Annotated in this window: 13 protein-coding genes; 5 read left to right on the forward strand and 8 right to left on the reverse strand. The window is 66.1% G+C overall.

Going from position 1 to position 16,778, the window contains the following annotated elements; translation table 11 throughout:
* Positions 1–43: 43 nt before the first annotated feature.
* Entirely contained in the window at positions 44–1,135 is a 1,092-nt protein-coding gene (locus tag AC3WOS_RS02355; protein ID WP_492714214.1) for a LacI family DNA-binding transcriptional regulator, read from the forward strand.
* 11 nt (positions 1,136–1,146) lie between these two features.
* Here the strand turns inward: AC3WOS_RS02355 and AC3WOS_RS02360 are convergent, their stop codons facing one another.
* On the reverse strand, positions 1,147–1,698 hold the full coding sequence (locus AC3WOS_RS02360; protein WP_492714215.1) for an FxDxF family PEP-CTERM protein: 552 nt from the start codon (positions 1,696–1,698) through the stop codon (positions 1,147–1,149).
* Between the two features lie 212 nt (positions 1,699–1,910).
* On the opposite strand from AC3WOS_RS02360, the gene AC3WOS_RS02365 reads away from it, so the two are divergent.
* Complete coding sequence (locus AC3WOS_RS02365; protein ID WP_492714216.1) at positions 1,911–4,040, forward strand: ATP-dependent helicase; 2,130 nt, start codon at positions 1,911–1,913, stop codon at positions 4,038–4,040.
* Between the two features lie 12 nt (positions 4,041–4,052).
* Here AC3WOS_RS02365 and AC3WOS_RS02370 read toward each other — a convergent pair whose 3' ends face one another.
* The 7 genes from AC3WOS_RS02370 to AC3WOS_RS02400 all read right to left on the reverse strand — a co-directional run bounded on the left by AC3WOS_RS02370 (position 4,053) and on the right by AC3WOS_RS02400 (position 12,348).
* Entirely contained in the window at positions 4,053–4,367 is a 315-nt protein-coding gene (locus AC3WOS_RS02370; protein ID WP_492714217.1) for a cytochrome C oxidase subunit IV family protein, read from the reverse strand.
* Positions 4,368–4,375: 8 nt separating this feature from the next.
* A complete protein-coding gene (locus AC3WOS_RS02375) occupies positions 4,376–5,056 on the reverse strand; it encodes a heme-copper oxidase subunit III family protein (RefSeq protein ID WP_492714218.1) in 681 nt (226 codons plus the stop codon).
* Positions 5,057–5,081: 25 nt separating this feature from the next.
* Positions 5,082–5,645: a cytochrome c oxidase subunit 3 gene (locus AC3WOS_RS02380; RefSeq protein ID WP_492714219.1), complete on the reverse strand. Its 564-nt coding sequence runs from the start codon at positions 5,643–5,645 to the stop codon at positions 5,082–5,084.
* Between the two features lie 118 nt (positions 5,646–5,763).
* Positions 5,764–7,530, reverse strand: coding sequence for a cytochrome c oxidase subunit I (gene ctaD, locus AC3WOS_RS02385; protein ID WP_492714220.1), 1,767 nt, complete (start codon positions 7,528–7,530; stop codon positions 5,764–5,766).
* Positions 7,531–7,613: 83 nt separating this feature from the next.
* A complete protein-coding gene (locus AC3WOS_RS02390) occupies positions 7,614–8,801 on the reverse strand; it encodes a c-type cytochrome (protein ID WP_492714221.1) in 1,188 nt (395 codons plus the stop codon).
* A 73-nt stretch (positions 8,802–8,874) separates the two neighbouring features.
* Complete coding sequence (locus tag AC3WOS_RS02395) at positions 8,875–9,363, reverse strand: hypothetical protein (RefSeq protein ID WP_492714222.1); 489 nt, start codon at positions 9,361–9,363, stop codon at positions 8,875–8,877.
* A 144-nt stretch (positions 9,364–9,507) separates the two neighbouring features.
* Positions 9,508–12,348, reverse strand: coding sequence for a patatin-like phospholipase family protein (locus AC3WOS_RS02400; protein WP_492714223.1), 2,841 nt, complete (start codon positions 12,346–12,348; stop codon positions 9,508–9,510).
* A 289-nt stretch (positions 12,349–12,637) separates the two neighbouring features.
* Between AC3WOS_RS02400 and mgtA the strand changes: the two genes are divergently transcribed.
* The 3 genes from mgtA (at position 12,638) to AC3WOS_RS02415 (ending at position 16,739) form a co-directional block, all read left to right on the forward strand.
* Positions 12,638–15,259 (forward strand): magnesium-translocating P-type ATPase, encoded by a 2,622-nt coding sequence (mgtA, locus tag AC3WOS_RS02405; RefSeq protein WP_492714224.1) that lies wholly within the window; start codon positions 12,638–12,640, stop codon positions 15,257–15,259.
* Positions 15,260–15,386: 127 nt separating this feature from the next.
* Complete coding sequence (locus AC3WOS_RS02410; RefSeq protein WP_492714225.1) at positions 15,387–15,860, forward strand: hypothetical protein; 474 nt, start codon at positions 15,387–15,389, stop codon at positions 15,858–15,860.
* Positions 15,861–15,899: 39 nt separating this feature from the next.
* Positions 15,900–16,739: a universal stress protein gene (locus AC3WOS_RS02415; RefSeq protein WP_492714226.1), complete on the forward strand. Its 840-nt coding sequence runs from the start codon at positions 15,900–15,902 to the stop codon at positions 16,737–16,739.
* Positions 16,740–16,778 lie beyond the last annotated feature (39 nt).

Below are 16,778 nucleotides of genomic sequence, written 5' to 3' on the forward strand. Positions count from 1 at the left end.
CAGCGGCCCCGATCAGCGCCAGCTGCGCGGTCATAACGAGACTATGGCAAAAACCCACCCGCCCGCCGGCGCCGAACCGGCCCCGCATTCCGCCGCCCTGGCGCACGAGCCGCGCCGCGTCACCTCGTATGATGTGGCGTTGCTGGCCGGCGTGTCGCAGTCGGCAGTGTCGCGCTGCTTCAAGCCGGGCGCCAGCGTCTCCAAGGCCACCTACGCGCGGGTGATGAAGGCGGCCGCCAGTCTCGACTACATTCCCAATGCGGCCGCCCGCAGCCTGATTACACGGCGCAGCAATATGGTCGCCGTGTTGATCAGCGACACCTCCAATCTGCACTATCCGGAAGTGCTGTCGGCCCTGAGCCAGCAGATTGCCCGCCATGGCAAGCGCGTGCTGCTGTTTTCGCTGGTGCGCGAGACGGACGTCGGGCGTGTTCTGGCCGACGTGTGGCAATACCAGGTGGATGGCGCCATTTCCGTGGCCAGCCTGTCGGACGGGCAAATCGCCGAATTCCGCCGCCGCGGCGTGCCGCTGGTGCTGCTCAACCGCAGCGCGGGCGGACAACAAGCCCACACTGTCAGCTGCGACCAGGTAGAGGCGGCGCGCACCTTGGTGTCGCGTCTGGCGGCGGCCGGCCACCGGCAGTTCGCCATCATCGAAGGGCCGACCGATTCCTTCATTTCGCAGGAGCGGCGGCGCGGGGCCTGCCAGCGGCTGACGGAGCTGGGCTTGCCAGCGCCTCTGGTGGTGACGGGCCAGTACGACTACGCCAGCGGTGGCAGTGGCCTGCGCGCCATCATCGGCCAGCTGGGCCGGGTGCCCGATGCCGTCATCTGCGCCAGCGACGTGATGGCCATCGGCTGCCTGGACTGCGCACGCCATGAGCTGGGCATCGAGGTGCCGGGCCAGCTATCGGTGGCCGGCTTCGATGCGGTGGAACCGTCGAACTGGCTCAGCTACAACCTGACCACGCTGCGCCAGCCCATGCAGCAAATGGCCGCCGCCGCCGCCGACTTGCTGGCGGCCCAGATCGACAGCCGTACGACAGAAGCCGGGGACCGCATCTTCAGCGCCCAGTTCATCGAGGGCGCCACGGCCCGCCTCGCCCCCTTGCCGCCCGACATGCTGGCGGCATAAAAAAACGGGGGTCAGCCCAGCTTGGGGTTGGTCTTGGGACGGCGCTGGAAGACGATCAGGCCCAGCCCCAGCAAGAGCAGCGAGTAGGCGTCCGGTTCCGGCACCGGCGACACGTCCACGCTCAGCGTACCCGAGTAATTGCCGCCGCGGTTGGCCAGCAGCGTACGCCCCTCGACGTCGAAACCATAATGACCGGCCGTGAGCGGTGCGAACAGGCCGAACGAGCCGCTGCCAAAGCTGCCGCCCAGGCTGGTTCGGGTGTGGTCGTCATTGATCTTGAACCAGCTGATGTTCAGGATTTGCGCGTTGGCTTGCACATGGCCGCCGATATTGCTGTTGCCTTCAGTGTAGGTGCCCGCCAGGAAAGCCTGCGTGCCCGCGTTGACGTCGAACAGGTATTCATCGTCGAAATGGGACGTGGAAGTCGTGTAGTTATGGCCGAAGGTGGCATAACCGTCACCCAGGTCCAGGGTCGTTGCCGCAGCCGAGGCGGACGACGCGTTGAACAAGCCGGCGGCAAGCAGGCCCGCGGTGACGAGTTTCGCAATAGTCGATGATTTCATAAGGTTCCAGAATGTGGATGAACGATGCAGAATTTGCCCTTTGTCTATCTTCCAAAAAACATAGACAAATCGTTACTTAGCTAAAGTATAACATGATTTTACAACAATGTTAGTTTGTTTGTTTGCATGCTGCAATGCCAAGAATGCATTAAAAATAATCACCCTCTCCCGCCGCGTCAGGCCGTGTCCCAGCGCCAGTTATAATGGCGCCGATGAACGACACCAATCCCCCCCGCTTCACCCCGCAAGGCTTGCAGCCCACGCCCGAGCAGATGGCGATCCAGTTGGCCCAGAGCAAGGTGGTCCTGATCGACGCCAACGCCGGAGCGGCCAAGACCACGACGCTGGCCATCCGCATCGGTGAAGCGCTGGCCCGCAAGCTGGCGCCGGAACAGATCCTGGCGCTGACCTTCACGCCCGAAGCGCGCGACGTGATGCGCCAGCGCCTGCGCGACGTGGGCATACCGTATGCGACGGCGGCCCGGATCGCCGTGCTGACCTTCGAGGACTTCGCCGAGCAGCTGCTGGCGCCCAGCGATTTTGACGACGTCAAGCGCTGCCCTACCGTCCGGCAGCTGAAGAAATACGCGCTGCACGCCATCGAGCGGGTGGGAGAACGCTACGCGGGCACCGTGGACGGGCTGGACCTGCGCACCCACAACATCGCGCTGAGCCAGTTCCTCGATGTCCAGCTGGGCCTGAAGGCGACCATGGCGCTGGAAGCGGACGTGGAATTCCTGGGCGTGGAAGAGGCGGCCGAACTGCTCGCCGTGCCTGTCACCGACTACCTGATCACCACGGAATATGAGCGGCTGCGCGTGGGCAGCGGCGAAGGCGCCCTGTTCCGCGGCCCGTTCGATGCCACCTACGACCTGGCCTGTGCCCTGGCCACGGGCGGCGCCGCCGCCGAAGCCTTGCCGGCCTACCGGGTGGTAGTGTGCGACGAGCTGCACGACCTGAACGAGGCCGCGTTCCGTATCCTCAACGCGCTGATCGCCCAGCCCCAGTGCTACTTCGTCGGCGCCGGCGACAAGGACCAGGTGATCCACGCCAAGCTGGGCGCCAGCGAAGCGTTCCTGAACCGCCGTTTCAAGGAAACCTACCCGCAGCTGGTGCGCTATCCCCTCACCTACAGCTACCGCCACGGGCCGCACCTGGCCTATGCCATGGCCGCGTTCAAGCAGAAGCCGGTCGATTCGCGCCTGCCTCTGCACACGGACATCCGCCAGGCCCACTACGCCGCCGACGACTGCGCCGCGCTGGTGGTGGCCGCCATCGGCCAGTGGAAACGCGAAGGCTTGCCCCTCGATGGCTGCGCCGTGCTGATACGGGACCGCCACCAGTCCGTCGCCATCGAAAATGCGCTGATGGCCGCCGGCATCGGCTACCGTACGCCGGACATGGCCGGCTATCTGCAGCGCGACGAAATCCTGTTCTTGCGCGGCATGATCGCCATCGCCCTCAAGGACCTCGCTGCCGTCAAGTCCTACGAGGTGCGCACGGCCATCGTGGAAGCGCTGGCCATCTTCGCCGAGGTGGAACTGACGCCGGAGAAAATGGAACAGGCCAAGTACGCCATCGGCAAGGACCCGCAGATCCTGGGCGACTTCTTCAGCGCCTATATCGACCGCGACCAGCAGCAATCGGCCCAGCGCCTGGTCACGGACACGGTGGCCTACCTGCATGGCGTGGGCCCCGAGGCGCCGGCCGCCGTGGTGCTGCGCGAGGTTTGCGAGCGCATGCAGCTGGAGGCGGCCGCCAGGCGCATCTTCGTGCGTCCCTACGATGCCAGCGTGGTGGCCCGTTCCGTGGCCGGCTTGCTCAACGCGGCGGCCCGGTCCGGCCAGAGCCTGGGCCAATTCTGGAGCTGGCTCAACGCCGGCGAAGCGTTCGCCAGCCGCAAGCGCGAGCGCGACTTCGTGCTGATCGAATGCGTGGCCAACGCCAAGGGCAAGGAATTCGCCCACGTCATCCTGCCCTTCCTGGAGACGGGCGAATTCCCCCAGCCCCTGTGCGGGCTCGGCGAAGAGGAAAACCTGTTCTACGTGGGCGCCACCCGCGCCAAGGCCCGGCTGACGCTGCTGTCGCCGGACGAAGCGGCCCGCCGCAGTCCCTTCATCGCCCAGATGAAGCTGGCCAACAGCGCGGCCGCCGCCGATGCGGCCCTGGCCCGCAACGAGACGCCGCCGGCCGCCGCCCCCACCCGCCACTACCTGACGGCCACCTTCCATGAAAAGGAACAGGTCAAGGCGCTGGGCGCGGAATACGATTTGACGCGGCGCGCCTGGTTCGTGCCGCCGGGACGCGACTTGCAACCGTTCGCCCGCTGGCTCAAACGCTGACGGCGCCGGCCGCTAGCGGAAGTTGGCCAGCCGGGTCAGGAAGGTGTAGTCCGACTCCACCATCATCATGCCGCTCAGCACCAACAGACACAGTGGCGGCAGCAGGATGGCGACCATCAGCGCCAGCCGCTCCCACCGCATGTGCATGAAGATGGCCACGATCAGTCCCGCCTTGGCCATCATCAGCACCAGGATCAGGGTCCAGCGCAGATAGCCGACGAAGTGGAAGTAATCGACCAGGTAAGACAATGTGCTCAGCACAAACAGCAGCACCCACACCTTGAGATACAGGCCGATCGGATGCTGCTGGCCGCCCGCCGTGTCCATGATGCCTCCTACCACAGGTAAAACAGCGCAAAGATGAAGACCCACACGAGGTCGACGAAGTGCCAGTACAGACCGGCGATTTCGACGATGTCGTAATTGCCGGCCTGCTCATAGCGCCCGCGCCACACGCGGCGCGCGATGGTGCTCAGGTAGACCACGCCAGCCGACACGTGCAGGCCGTGAAAGCCCGTAATCATGAAGAAACAGGCGCCGAACTGGGCCGCGCCCATGGGATTGCTCCAGGGCCGCACGCCTTCGGCGATCAGCTTGCTCCACTCGAATGCCTGCATGCCGACGAAGGTGGCGCCGAAAGCGGCCGTCGCCAGCATCAGCGCCGCACAGCGCCGCCGGTCGCGCCGGTAGGCATAGTTGACGGCCATGGCCATGGTGCCGCTGCTGCTGATGAGAACGAACGTCATGATGGCGATCAGGATCAGCGGCAACCTGGTGTGGCCTATGGTCAGCGAGAACACTTCGCTGGGATTGGGCCAGGCGGCCGTGGCGGCGATGCGCACCGACATGTAGCCGGTCAGGAAGCTGCCGAAGATGAAGGTGTCGCTGAGCAGGAAGATCCACATCATCGCCTTGCCCCAGGGCACATGGAACGCCACCCGGTCGCCCGACCAGTCCGCCACCATGCCCTGCCAGCCTGCGCCGGAAGGACTGTCTACTTGCGTGTGCTGCTCCATGGCCCACCCCGCTGGCGTCGCCGCCCTAAAAACTGCTGCAGATCGTTTGCACCACGGCCGGCGTCACCAGGTACAGCATGGCGAACATGGCCAGCCACAGCAGCAGCAAAAAATGCCAGTAGCGGGCGCACAGCTCGATGCTGCCGCTCGCGCGCAGCACGCTGCCGCCACGCAGCAGCGGCCAGGTGGCCAGCGCGGCGGCCACCAGTCCGCCCATTACATGCACGCCATGCAAGCCCGTGATCAGATAGAAGAAGCTGTTGGCCGGATTGGCCGCCACCGTCAGATCGAGCCCGCGCATGGCTTGCCAGGCCCACAGCTGGGCGCCCAGGAACAGCACGGAACTGGCGCAGGCGACGGTGCCGGCCAGTTGCGCCTCGGCCCGCATAGCGTGCGACGCGGCCCGCCATGCCAGTTGCCAGGCCATGCTGGCGGCCAGCAGCAAGGCGCTGCTGCACCACAGCTGCCACGGCACCACCGGCAACGGGCGCCAGTCGGAGACGGCCATGCGCATCACGTAGGCGGCCCCGAACAGGAAGAACAGCATCGAGACGACGCCGATCAGCACCCACAGCCCGACCCGGCGCACGGCTTGCCGATCCGGCCCGGGCCAGACTGCTCCCGCAGGCGGCAATGGACTAAGGGTTGTCATGTAACAACCTCCCAGCGGGCACCAAGCGGCGCGAGCAGCATTGTGGTTGTTGTCGTCATAATGGCACCTCCCCCTGCGGCGGCAACGTGCCCGGCAGGACCACATCTTCGGGCGGCTCCGGCTCTTCCGGTCCGCAATTCTGGGCGCTATAGTCGCTGTCGCCATCCTGGTGGCCGTAATCGTAGGCGCCGCGGTACACGACCGGCAGCGCCGGCCCCCAGTTGCCGTGCGCGGGCGGCGTCTGCGGCGTATGCCACTCCAGGCTGGCGGCCCGCCACGGATTGCCGTCCGCCACTTTGCCGCGGAAGGCGCTCCAGGCCAGGTTGAACACGAACAGCAACTGCAACACCCCCACCACCAGCGCCACCACCGTGATGAACGCGTTCAGCGACTGGGCCGATTGGGGTATGAAGGAATAGTTCTCGTAGGCATAGTAGCGGCGCGGCATGCCAAGGATGCCCAGGTAATGCATGGGGAAGAAGATCAGGTAGGTGCCGATGAAGGTCACCCAGAAATGCAGCCGCGCCAGCACCTCGTTGTACATGCGTCCGCTCACCTTGGGATACCAGTGGTAGAGGCCGCCGAACACGGCCAGCACAGGCGACACCCCCATCACCATGTGGAAGTGGGCCACGACGAAATACGTATTCGACAATGGAATGTCCACGCTCACATTGCCCAGGAACAGCCCGGTCAGCCCGCCGATCAGGAAGGTGCTGATGAAACCGATGGCAAACAGCATCGGAACAGTCAGGTGTATGTCGCCGCGCCACAGCGTCAGCGTCCAGTTGTACACCTTGAGCGCCGTGGGCACGGCGATAATCAGGGTGGTGGTGGCGAAGAAGAAGCCAAAGTACGGATGCATGCCGCTGACGTACATGTGGTGCGCCCACACGACAAAGCTCAGGCCGCCGATGGCGACGATGGCCCACACCATCATGCGGTAGCCGAAGATGCACTTGCGGGCATGTACGCTGATCAGGTCGGAAATGATGCCGAACGCAGGCAAGGCCACGATATACACTTCCGGATGGCCGAAGAACCAGAACAGGTGCTGGAACAGCAAGGGACTGCCGCCCTTGTGCGCCAGGTGCTGGCCCATGGAGACGATGGCGGGCATGAAGAAACTGGTGCCCAGTGCCTTATCGAACAGCATCATCACGCCCGACACGAACAGGGCCGGAAAGGCCAGCAGCGCCAGGATGGTGGCCACGAAGATACCCCACACGGTGAGCGGCATGCGCATCAGCGTCATGCCCCGGGTGCGGGCCTGCAGCACCGTGGTCACGTAGTTGAGGCCGCCCATGGTGGCGGCCACGATGAACACCAGCAGCGAGATCAGCATCACGATGATGCCCCATTCCACGCCCGGCGTGCCGGCCAGGATGGCTTGCGGCGGATACAGGGTCCAGCCGGCGCCCGTGGGCCCGCCCGGCACGAAAAAGCTGCCCAGCAGGATCAGCACGGCCAGCAGGTAAACCCAGTAGCTGAGCATGTTCAGGAACGGGAACACCATGTCGCGCGCGCCCAGCATGAGGGGGATCAGGTAATTGCCGAAACCGCCCAGGAACAGCGCCGTCAGCAGGTAGATCACCATAATCATGCCGTGCATGGTGATGAACTGGTAGTAGCGCGGCGCGTCGATGAAGGCGAACCGGCCCGGAAAGCCCAGCTGAAGCCGCATCAGGTCCGACAACACCAGTCCCACCAGCCCCACTACGATGGCAGTGATGGTGTACTGCACCGCGATCACCTTGTGGTCCTGGCTCCACACATAACGGGTCCAGAAGCTGTGGGGACCATGTTCGCTGCCATATGTCATGCTGTCCTCCTCATGCCAACCTCCTTATGCCACGCTCGTCCTGCATTCCATCACGTGCCGTTGCCGTCGATCCGGGCACACCGCTACTGCACGGCGGGCGCACCCAGCGTCTTGATGTACGCCACCAGTGCGTCCAGCTCGTCCTGGCTGAACTGCTGCTGCGGCATCACCGGCGCAAAGCCCCGTACGATGCGGGCCGCGGGGTCCGTGATCGATTGCTTCAGGTAGGTCGGGTCGGCCTGCACCGCCTTGCCGTCGGCCAGTGTCTCCTGCTTGCCGTACAGCCCCTTCCAGGTAGGGCCCACGCCGGGGCTGCCGTCGGCGCTGTGGCAAGCCACGCAGCCGCGCGCCTGTGCCAGCAGCCGGCCCTGGTGTGCGGGGTCCACCGCGGCCACGGCCAGCGGCGCGGCGGAGGTGCCGGCAGCGGAGGCGACGTTCGCGACGCCGCCCGCAACGGGAATGGCGCCGGCACCAGCCGCCGCGGCGCCGCGGCCGGCAAAGACGGGCTGCATCGCCAGCCATTTGGCATACGCGTCGGCGCTCTCCACCACCACGTAGCTGCGCATGTTGAAGTGCCCTATGCCGCACAGCTGTGCGCACATCACTTCGAACTTGCCCACGGTAGTGGGCGTGAACCAGAACGAAGTCACCATGCCGGGCACCATGTTCATACGGGTGCGAAACTGCGGCACGAAGAAGTCATGCAGCACGTCCTGCGCCCGCAGCATCACCTTGACGGGGCGGTTGACGGGAATGTGGATTTCCTGCCCATCGACCAGCACATCGTCCTGGCCGTTCGGGTCGTCGGGACTGACGCCGAAGGGATTGGCCGGGTCCATGTAGCGCACATCCGTGCGGCCCAGCTTGCCGTCCTTGCCCGGCAGCCGGTAGTGCCACTGCCATTGCTGGCCCAGCACTTCGAACACCATGGCATTGGCCGGCGGATTGATCAGCTTGGCATATACGGACAGGCCAGGCGCCAGCAAGGCGACGATGCCTACCGTCGTCAAGCCCACCAGCCACCCTTCCAGCGCCTTGTTGCCATGTTCGGAAGCGGCCCGCACGCCGTCCCGGTGGCGGAAGCGCATGATGGCGTAGGCCAGGAACAGGTTGATGGCGACGAAGGCGACGGCCGTGATGACCAGCGTGAGCATCAGCGCGTCATCCATCTGCTGCCAGTTGGAGGCGATGGGCGTCTGCCACCACGGGCTTGCCAAATGGAAAGCCACCGCGCCCGCCACGATCAGTATCAATGCCCAAGCGAGCGCCATGTCGCCATCCCCAGCGGCTCAGTGAATACGACCAAGCACGCCGCCGGACGGCGGCGTTCCCCCAACGCCGGCCCTAACGTGACTGTTCGGGCCGTTCCAGCTTCAGATAAATATAGGCCGCCGACATGCCGAACACGATGTGGCCGATGGCGGTGGACCAGCCCCGCAGTTCGCGGAACCAGGTGAAGGCGCCCGCCATGCCATAGAAATCAAGCAGATAGAGCAGCAGGCCGAACACGGCGCCGGCCGCCAGCGCCATGCCGGCGCTGGAATCGAGCCGGAACGGCGCCACGATGGCGGCCAGCAGCACGCCGAACGCCATCCCCAGCACGTAGTGGATCGCCAGCGCCCACGCAACGATGCCCAGGCTGTAGCCGCTCGTCTGCAGCGCATCCCAGCCCAGCACCATGGCCGCGATCATGTGCGACGTCAGCCAGGGATCGCGGCCCGTGGCCGCCGCCATGACGATTTCCAGCAGCATCAAGATACCGCCGGCCCCGAAACCGGCCGCCGTGGCCGCCGCCCAGTCAGGCAGGCGCGCCTCCCAGCGGTGTGTATGCATATGTAGTTCCATGACCGTCTCCCCCACAATGGCAGGCGCGACCTCGCGCGACTGCTCGCACTGATGTCATAGACTTAGTCTAGATCAAAACGCTAAACATGCAAATTTCGCCAATAGGCGTATCGTGCGGCAATCGACGTTGCGCTAACGCCGGCTGCTGGCGTTGTGCAGCAGGTGCAGATGCTGGTCCAGGCAGGCGCCTGCGATGTGCATGCCCAGCTGGCGATAGCTCTCGAACTGGCTTTCATCGAAGAACTGGTCGGCCGGCGACTGGTGGGGAAAGCTCGGGTGGTTGCTGCTGTAATTGAGCACGTCGACCGGTTCCCGGCGCTGGGCGCACAGCGTGGGCTTGAGGTAGAGCAGCTCGCCCTCAGCCGCGCCGGAACCGTACAGTATCTCGCCCTTGGCGTAACCGCAGGCGGGCAAGCCGGGGCCGGCACCGGCGCGCAAGGCGCCCAGGTCGATCCGGATGTCCACCCCGAAGTCGACACGGCACTGGCGGATGGCGCGGCCCAGGTCGTCGAAGCCGCGCCGGCCATCCTCGCTGGCGTCGACCAGCAGGATCAGGCGGCAGCGCCGCCGCACCAGCTCGTAGATCCCCGTGTTGTCGAAGTGGCCGCCGTCGGACAGGTAGACAAACGACGATTCGTCGTTCGAATAGCCGAACAATTCCTGCAGCAGGCACAGCAAGCCAAAACGGGGGCTGGCCCGCTGCCACAGCTTGCGGGCCGGATTCGGGCTCCAGCGCCCGATGCGCACGTTAAGCAAGGTCATCAAAAACGCCAGCGCCGGGCTGGTGGCGGCCCCCATGTTGGGGCTGGCGGCGGCCCCGGAGGTGGCGCCCGCCATGCCCAGCGTGAATTCCCGCGTCTCGCCGTTGCTGGCCGCGTACAGCCGGGTGGGCCGGTAGCCGGCCAGCGCATCGTCGTCCCCGGCCAGGGCCCGCTCCGGCTGCACCAGCCGCGCCCGCGCCTGCTGCTCCGACGACACGCCCTGGGTGTGGCCCAGCGCAAAGCCAGAGTACAGCGCTGTCAACGTGAAGGACGCGGCCTTGCGCTCCTGCCACGCCAGGTTCTTGCCTTGCGACAGGTTCAAGGTGGCGTTGATGATGTGCATGGGCCGCTGTACGGCCGCCCCGCCGGCCAGGCTGGACAGCGGCACGTCGTCGCCATCGTCGAAGCCCGTGAACGGCTGGGCATGGCGGCGGGGATTGCTGGCGCCCAGGTAGCAGCGTATCAGCCGCGTCTTGTACATATTGTGGAGCGAGAACTTGTTGACATCGACCCGCAGCCCGAACACCAGCAGCACGGCCACCGTGACGGCGAAGGCCAGCCACAGGAACGGCACGGGACCGGCCCCGGCCTGCAGCAAGCCGTGCAAGTCGGCCAGCCGGGCCGCCACGTAGGCGCCCAGCCCCGGCACGCCGCCGGCCGGCACGTCGATACGCTGGCTCAGCTCCCCCGCCGGCCCCAGCATGTGCCAGTCCAGCTCGGCCACAGCGGCCGGCAGTTGGACGGCCGTGCGCGCCAGCCGGCCCGCGCTGGCGAGCAGGAAGTCCGTCAGGCTGGCGGCGGCCGCCACGAAGCCAAACAGGAACAGGGCGGCGGCCAGCTTGGCGGTCGTCAGCCAGCGCAGGCGGCGGCGCGGATCGGCGTCGCCCTGGCGCGGCGTGAGCAGCAGGCCGGCCACGCTGGCCAGCCAGCCGGCCCCCACCATGCCGCGCAGCCAGGGGCCGGCGTTGACGTAGGCCCATTCCGCCAGCGCCGGCAGGTAAAAGGCGCACACGTGCAAGGTCAGCCAGCCGGTGCCGATGATGAGGAACCAGGCATTCATCCGGCTCCACCATTCGCGCGATCGCTCGAAGTAGTTGCGCCCCACCAGGCCGACAAAGATGGAACCGCCGGCCCCGAACACGAGCAGGAACAGGGCCGGCCCGAAGGTCAGCACGGCCGCCGCATGGGCCGTGCCCGTCCCCCAGCCCACGCAGCCGTGGACCAGGGCCAGCACACCCATCCCGGCCGCGATGCCGGCCGCGCCGGACGGCAGGAACACAGCCGATTCCAGCAACGCCGTACGCACCCGGCCCGCGCGCGCGCGACCGTCGGCGTAGCGCAGCGCATGGTAGAGCTTGCAGGCCAGCCAGCCCAGGCCCACCAGCAGCAGCCAGGCGGCCGACCACAGGGCCACGCCGCGCTTGGCCGCCAGCGCCGGCTGATCCGGGCCGAACAGCCAGAAGCTGCCGCTAAGGGCCGCCAGTATGCCGGGCAGCAGCACGGTCCACAGCACGGCCGGCGTGGTGGCCAGCCGGAAGCGGGCCACGCCGGCCGGCCGTTCCAGTTCCACCATGTTGGCCACCAGCACGGCCGGGAAAATGCCCCCGCCCAGCAGGCCGGCCAGGTAGCCCAGCGCCACGGGCGGCGCATCGATCACGTCCGTCACATACAGCAGCGCCAGCCGGGGCAGCAGCAACAGCACGGCGAAGAAGGCCAGCACGATAATCAGGCTCAGCGTCACATTGCGGGTCCAGATGCTGATCAGGGTGAGTGAATCGACGGAGAACAGGCCCACCCGTGGCGTCAGGTAATTGCTGTAGCGACGCAGCCAGCTCACCTGTTCCGGTTCCAGCGTGTGGGGGGCCGGGCCGCCGCCGCTGCCGGAGCGGCCCAGCGCGGCCTGCACCTGCTCCAGCCCTGCCCTCTGTATCCAGGCGCTGAGCCAGGCGCCGATGTAGCCGCCGCCCGAGACGGTGGACAGGTAGTCGAAATGGCCCAACGCCTCGCGCGCGGCCAACGCTTGCAGCACGCCCAGCCCGAACGTGGCGCTGCGGATGCCGCCGCCGGACAGGGCCAGGCCGGCGCCGCGGGTGGCGCCGGCGTCCGTCCCGCCTGCCGTCAGCCCCAACAATGCGTGTTCGCGCGCCTTGACGGCATCGAAATCGAGCGGCTGCACGCTGATCGTATCGTCCACCTGCATGTCGTTTGCCATCTGACTGGTCTCCTTCGTGGCTGCTGGCCCAGGCGCCGGCTGCCGCGCGGGTCACGGCAGCTGCGCCGCCAGCCCATAGCGATACCATGCCGCCCGGCATAGAACATTGGCGCAGCTCTAACAACATGCATTTCCTTGCGATCCGGCCCAACGCGACGATCAGCCGCCCGGACTGGTAATACTTGACACAGATCAAACATTTTTCAGTTTGACATTGTTATTCTGAATAACATGTCCCCGGAGCGCCTCCGTACCGGGCAACCTGACTTCTGAGAGAAGACCCGTCATCGTGCCCCCAAGCCCTGCGCATCCGCGCCAGCCAGACGCAAGCAACGATCCGTCCACCAACGCGACGCTGCTGGCTGTGGCCGCCGACAGCCCCGACGCCGCCCTGGCCCGCCTGGAAAGCCGTGCGGCCGGGTTGACCGGACAGCAAGCCCGGGAACGCCTGCAACGTTACGGCCCCAATGTGGTCGCCCACGAAAACCGTCGCGGGGTGCTGGCCCGCTTCCTCAAACTGCTGGCCAGCCCGCTGTCGCTGCTGTTGCTGGCCCTGTCGGCCATCAATTTCGCCACCGGCGAAGCGTGGGGCGCCACGCTGATCGCCGTGATGGTGGTGTTGTCGTCCCTGTTGGCTTTTGTCCAGGAACACCGCTCCGACCTGGCGGCGGAAAAGCTGCGCTCGATGGTGCGCACCACCGTCAACGTGCTGCGCAGCGATGCCGTAGGGGCCCAGGCGGTGGACTTGCCGCTGGACCAGATCGTGCCGGGCGACGTGGTCCAGCTGTCCGTGGGCGCCATCGTACCGGCCGACGTGCGCATCCTGGCCTGCCGCGACCTGTTCGTCAGCCAGTCGGCCCTGACGGGCGAATCCATGCCGGTGGAAAAGCTGGCCCAGGCCGTGCCGGCCACCGTGCCGCCGCTGGAACTGGGCAATATCGCCTTCATGGGTTGCAATGTGCTCAGCGGCAGCGCCACCGCGCTCGTGATCGCCACCGGCAGCCGCACCTGCTTCGGCCGCATCGCCGACGAACTGGCCGGCGCCCGCGAACTGACCAGCTTCGACCTGGGCGTCAACAAATTCGTGTGGCTGATGATCCGCGTGATGCTGGTGATGGTGCCACTGGTGTTCCTCATCAACGGCTACAGCAAAGGCGACTGGCTGCAGGCGCTGCTGTTCGCGGTGGCCGTGGCCGTGGGCCTGGCGCCGGAAATGCTGCCCATGATCGTCACCATCAACCTGGCCAAGGGCGCGCTGGCCATGTCGGACAAGCAGGTGATCGTCAAGCGCCTGAACGCGATCCAGAACGTGGGCGCGATGGACGTGCTGTGCACGGACAAGACGGGCACCTTGACCCAGGACCGGGTGATCCTGGAAAAGCACGTCGACATCGACGGCGTGGATTCGGCCCGCGTGACGGAATATGCCTACCTCAACAGCTTCTACCAGACCGGCCTGAAAAACCTGCTGGACGTGGCCGTGCTCAAGTACGTGGACGTACATGAACACATCCAGGCCGACACCGCCTTCACCAAGGTCGACGAACTGCCCTTCGATTTCGAGCGGCGCCGCATGTCCGTCATCGTCCAGCGCCGGGATGGCAGCCGGGTGCTGATCTGCAAGGGCGCCGTGGAAGAAGTGCTGGGCGTTTGCACCCAGGCCGAGCGCCAGGGCGCCATCGTCTCGCTGGAGGAACACCACGGCGCCGCGCTGGGCCGGGTGGTGCAGGACTTGAACGAGGATGGCTTCCGCGTCATCGCCGTGGCTTGCCGCGAACTGGCGCCGCAGGAACAGGCCTTCGACAACAGCGCCGAGGCCGGGCTGACACTGGTCGGCTACATCGCCTTCCTCGATCCGCCCAAGGACAGTGCGGCGGAAGCCATCCACGCCCTCAAGCAGTACGGCGTGGCCGTCAAGGTGCTAACGGGCGACAATGAAGCCGTCACCCGCAACGTCTGCCGCCACGTCGGCTTGCCCGTGCACACCATCCTGCATGGCGCCGAGATCGACGCGCTGGACGAGCCGGCCCTGGCGCGCCAGGCCGAGAAGGCGTCGCTGTTCGTCAAGCTCAATCCCCAGCAGAAGGCGCGCGTGATCCGCGCCCTGCAGGCGCGCGGCCACGTGATCGGCTACCTGGGCGACGGCATCAACGACGGCGCCGCCCTCAAGGCGGCCGACGTCGGCATCTCCGTCGACAGCGCCGTCGATATCGCCAAGGAATCGGCCGACATCATCCTGCTGCAAAAAAGCCTGCTGGCGCTGAAGGACGGCGTGATCGAGGGACGCAAGGTGTTCGGCAACATCAGCAAATACATTCGCATGAGCGCCAGCTCCAACTTCGGCAATATGCTTAGCGTGCTGGGCGCCAGCCTGCTGCTGCCCTTCCTGCCCATGGCGCCGGTGCAGATCCTGTTCAACAACCTGCTGTACGACGTGTCGCAGACGACGCTGGCCAGCGACCACGTGGACGGCGAATACCTGAAGCGGCCGCGCCGCTGGGACATCGCCAACATCGGCCGCGCCATGCTGAGCCTGGGGCCGATCAGCTCCCTGTTCGACTACGTCACCTTTGCCGTGCTGTGGTATGCCTGCGGCGCCGCCGGCGCGCCGGCCCTGTTCCAGACCGGCTGGTTCCTGGAATCGCTGCTGTCGCAAACACTGGTGGTGCATGTGCTGCGCACGGCCCGCATCCCCTTCCTGCAAAGCCGTCCCAGCCTGCCGCTGCTGATGACGACCTCGGGCATCTGCCTGCTGGGCCTGTGGCTGCCATCCTCGCCGCTGGGGCCCGTGCTAGGCTTCGTGCCCATGCCGGGACGCTATTGGACCATCCTGCCCTTCATCCTGGGCGGCTACCTGGTATTGACGCAAGCCATCAAAAGCTGGCTCAGCCGCCGCTTCGGCATGCGTTAACATGGTTGCGTTGTCTAGCATGACATTTGGGGATTTTGATTTGGATCAATCATTTTTACGGGCTATGTCACTACTATCAATCTTGCCGGGCGCCACAGGCGCCGCATTTCACCCACCAGGAGCTGTCATGAAGAAGAATTTCGCCCTCCCGCTCGCCCTTTCCCTGTTGCTGGCCACCGCGGCGAACGCCGCCCCGCCCGCCTCGGCGCCGCCGGCCAAGCCAGCGCCTCAACAGGCTCAACCGGCGCAGAATGTAGATGCCCAGATCAAAGCCATGCGCGACCTGCACGACAAGATGATGCGCGCCACGCCGGAACAGCGGCGCGCCCTGATGAACGAAAACATGAAGCTGATGCAGGACAGCATGACGATGATGAACCACATGGGTGGCTGCGGCATGATGGGCGGTTCTCAGGGTGGCCAAGGTGGCGCACCAGGTTGCGGCCAGCAAGGCGGTCCGCAGGGTGGTCCACAGGGCGGTCCCGGCATGATGGGTGAGCGCCGCGGCCCGGGGCGCGACTTGGAACAGCGCATGGACATGATGCAGATGATGATGCAAATGATGATGGACCGCATGGACCACGCACCGGCAGCCAAATAAGCCGCAGCTGCGGACATAACACTAGCAAGGGGGAAAGTCATGTCGTACAAGACGATCTTGGTACACGTCGAAAAATCGAAACACCTCGCTGGCCGGGTAAACCTGGCGGCGCAACTGGCCAACCGCGAGGAAGCCCATCTGGTGGGCGCCGCCATGACGGGGCTGTCGCAATTCATTTACCAGTGCGCCTCCATGTCGCCCGAAGCGCCCGTCGCGCCCGCCGACCTGAGCTTCCTGAACGAGCGTGCCGACGGGGCCCTGGCGGAATTCGAGGCGGAAGTGAGCCGCCTGGGCGTAAAGTCGTTCGAGCACCGCCGCATCGACGACGAATCCGAAAGCGGCCTGACGCTGCAGGCGCGCTACGCCGACCTGGTGATCGTGGGCCAGACGGACCCGGACGAGCCCACCCCCAATATCGCCGGCGACCTGCCGCAGTACGTGATGCTGCACTGTGCGCGGCCGGTACTGGTAGTGCCGTACGCGGGCAAGTTCGACAAGCTGGGCGAGCATGTACTGCTGGCCTGGGACGGCAGCGCCGAAGCCACCCGCGCCATCACCTGCGCCATTCCCCTGCTGCGCCGGGCCGGCAAGGTCACGCTGGCCGTGTTCAACCCCTACGCCGAATACAACACGCACGGCGCCCAGCCCGGCGCCGACATGGCGCTGTACCTGGCCCGCCACGGCATCAAGGTCGAAGTGCTGCAGCAGGCGACGGAACTGGACATCGGCAACGCCCTGCTGTCGCTGGCGGCCGATATCGATGTCGACCTGCTCGTCATGGGCGGCTACGGCCACTCGCGCGTGCGCGAGGTGGTGCTGGGCGGCGTCACCAAAACCATCCTGGCGGAAATGACGCTGCCTGTGCTGATGGCGCACTAAGCGCCGCTGCCATCCGGTTGCCTGCGGGCGCTCCCGCAG

The organism is Rugamonas sp. FW305-51, assembly GCF_058786935.1.

Bases quoted from the DNA above. Each gene is read 5' to 3' on its own strand.
- AC3WOS_RS02355 (WP_492714214.1), top strand. From the start codon at position 44: ATGGCAAAAACCCACCCGCCCGCCGGCGCCGAACCGGCCCCGCATTCC.
- AC3WOS_RS02360 (WP_492714215.1), bottom strand. From the start codon at position 1,698: ATGAAATCATCGACTATTGCGAAACTCGTCACCGCGGGCCTGCTTGCC.
- AC3WOS_RS02365 (WP_492714216.1), top strand. From the start codon at position 1,911: ATGAACGACACCAATCCCCCCCGCTTCACCCCGCAAGGCTTGCAGCCC.
- AC3WOS_RS02370 (WP_492714217.1), bottom strand. From the start codon at position 4,367: ATGGACACGGCGGGCGGCCAGCAGCATCCGATCGGCCTGTATCTCAAG.
- AC3WOS_RS02375 (WP_492714218.1), bottom strand. From the start codon at position 5,056: ATGGAGCAGCACACGCAAGTAGACAGTCCTTCCGGCGCAGGCTGGCAG.
- ctaD (WP_492714220.1), bottom strand. From the start codon at position 7,530: ATGACATATGGCAGCGAACATGGTCCCCACAGCTTCTGGACCCGTTAT.
- AC3WOS_RS02390 (WP_492714221.1), bottom strand. From the start codon at position 8,801: ATGGCGCTCGCTTGGGCATTGATACTGATCGTGGCGGGCGCGGTGGCT.
- AC3WOS_RS02395 (WP_492714222.1), bottom strand. From the start codon at position 9,363: ATGCATACACACCGCTGGGAGGCGCGCCTGCCTGACTGGGCGGCGGCC.
- AC3WOS_RS02400 (WP_492714223.1), bottom strand. From the start codon at position 12,348: ATGGCAAACGACATGCAGGTGGACGATACGATCAGCGTGCAGCCGCTC.
- AC3WOS_RS02410 (WP_492714225.1), top strand. From the start codon at position 15,387: ATGAAGAAGAATTTCGCCCTCCCGCTCGCCCTTTCCCTGTTGCTGGCC.
- AC3WOS_RS02415 (WP_492714226.1), top strand. From the start codon at position 15,900: ATGTCGTACAAGACGATCTTGGTACACGTCGAAAAATCGAAACACCTC.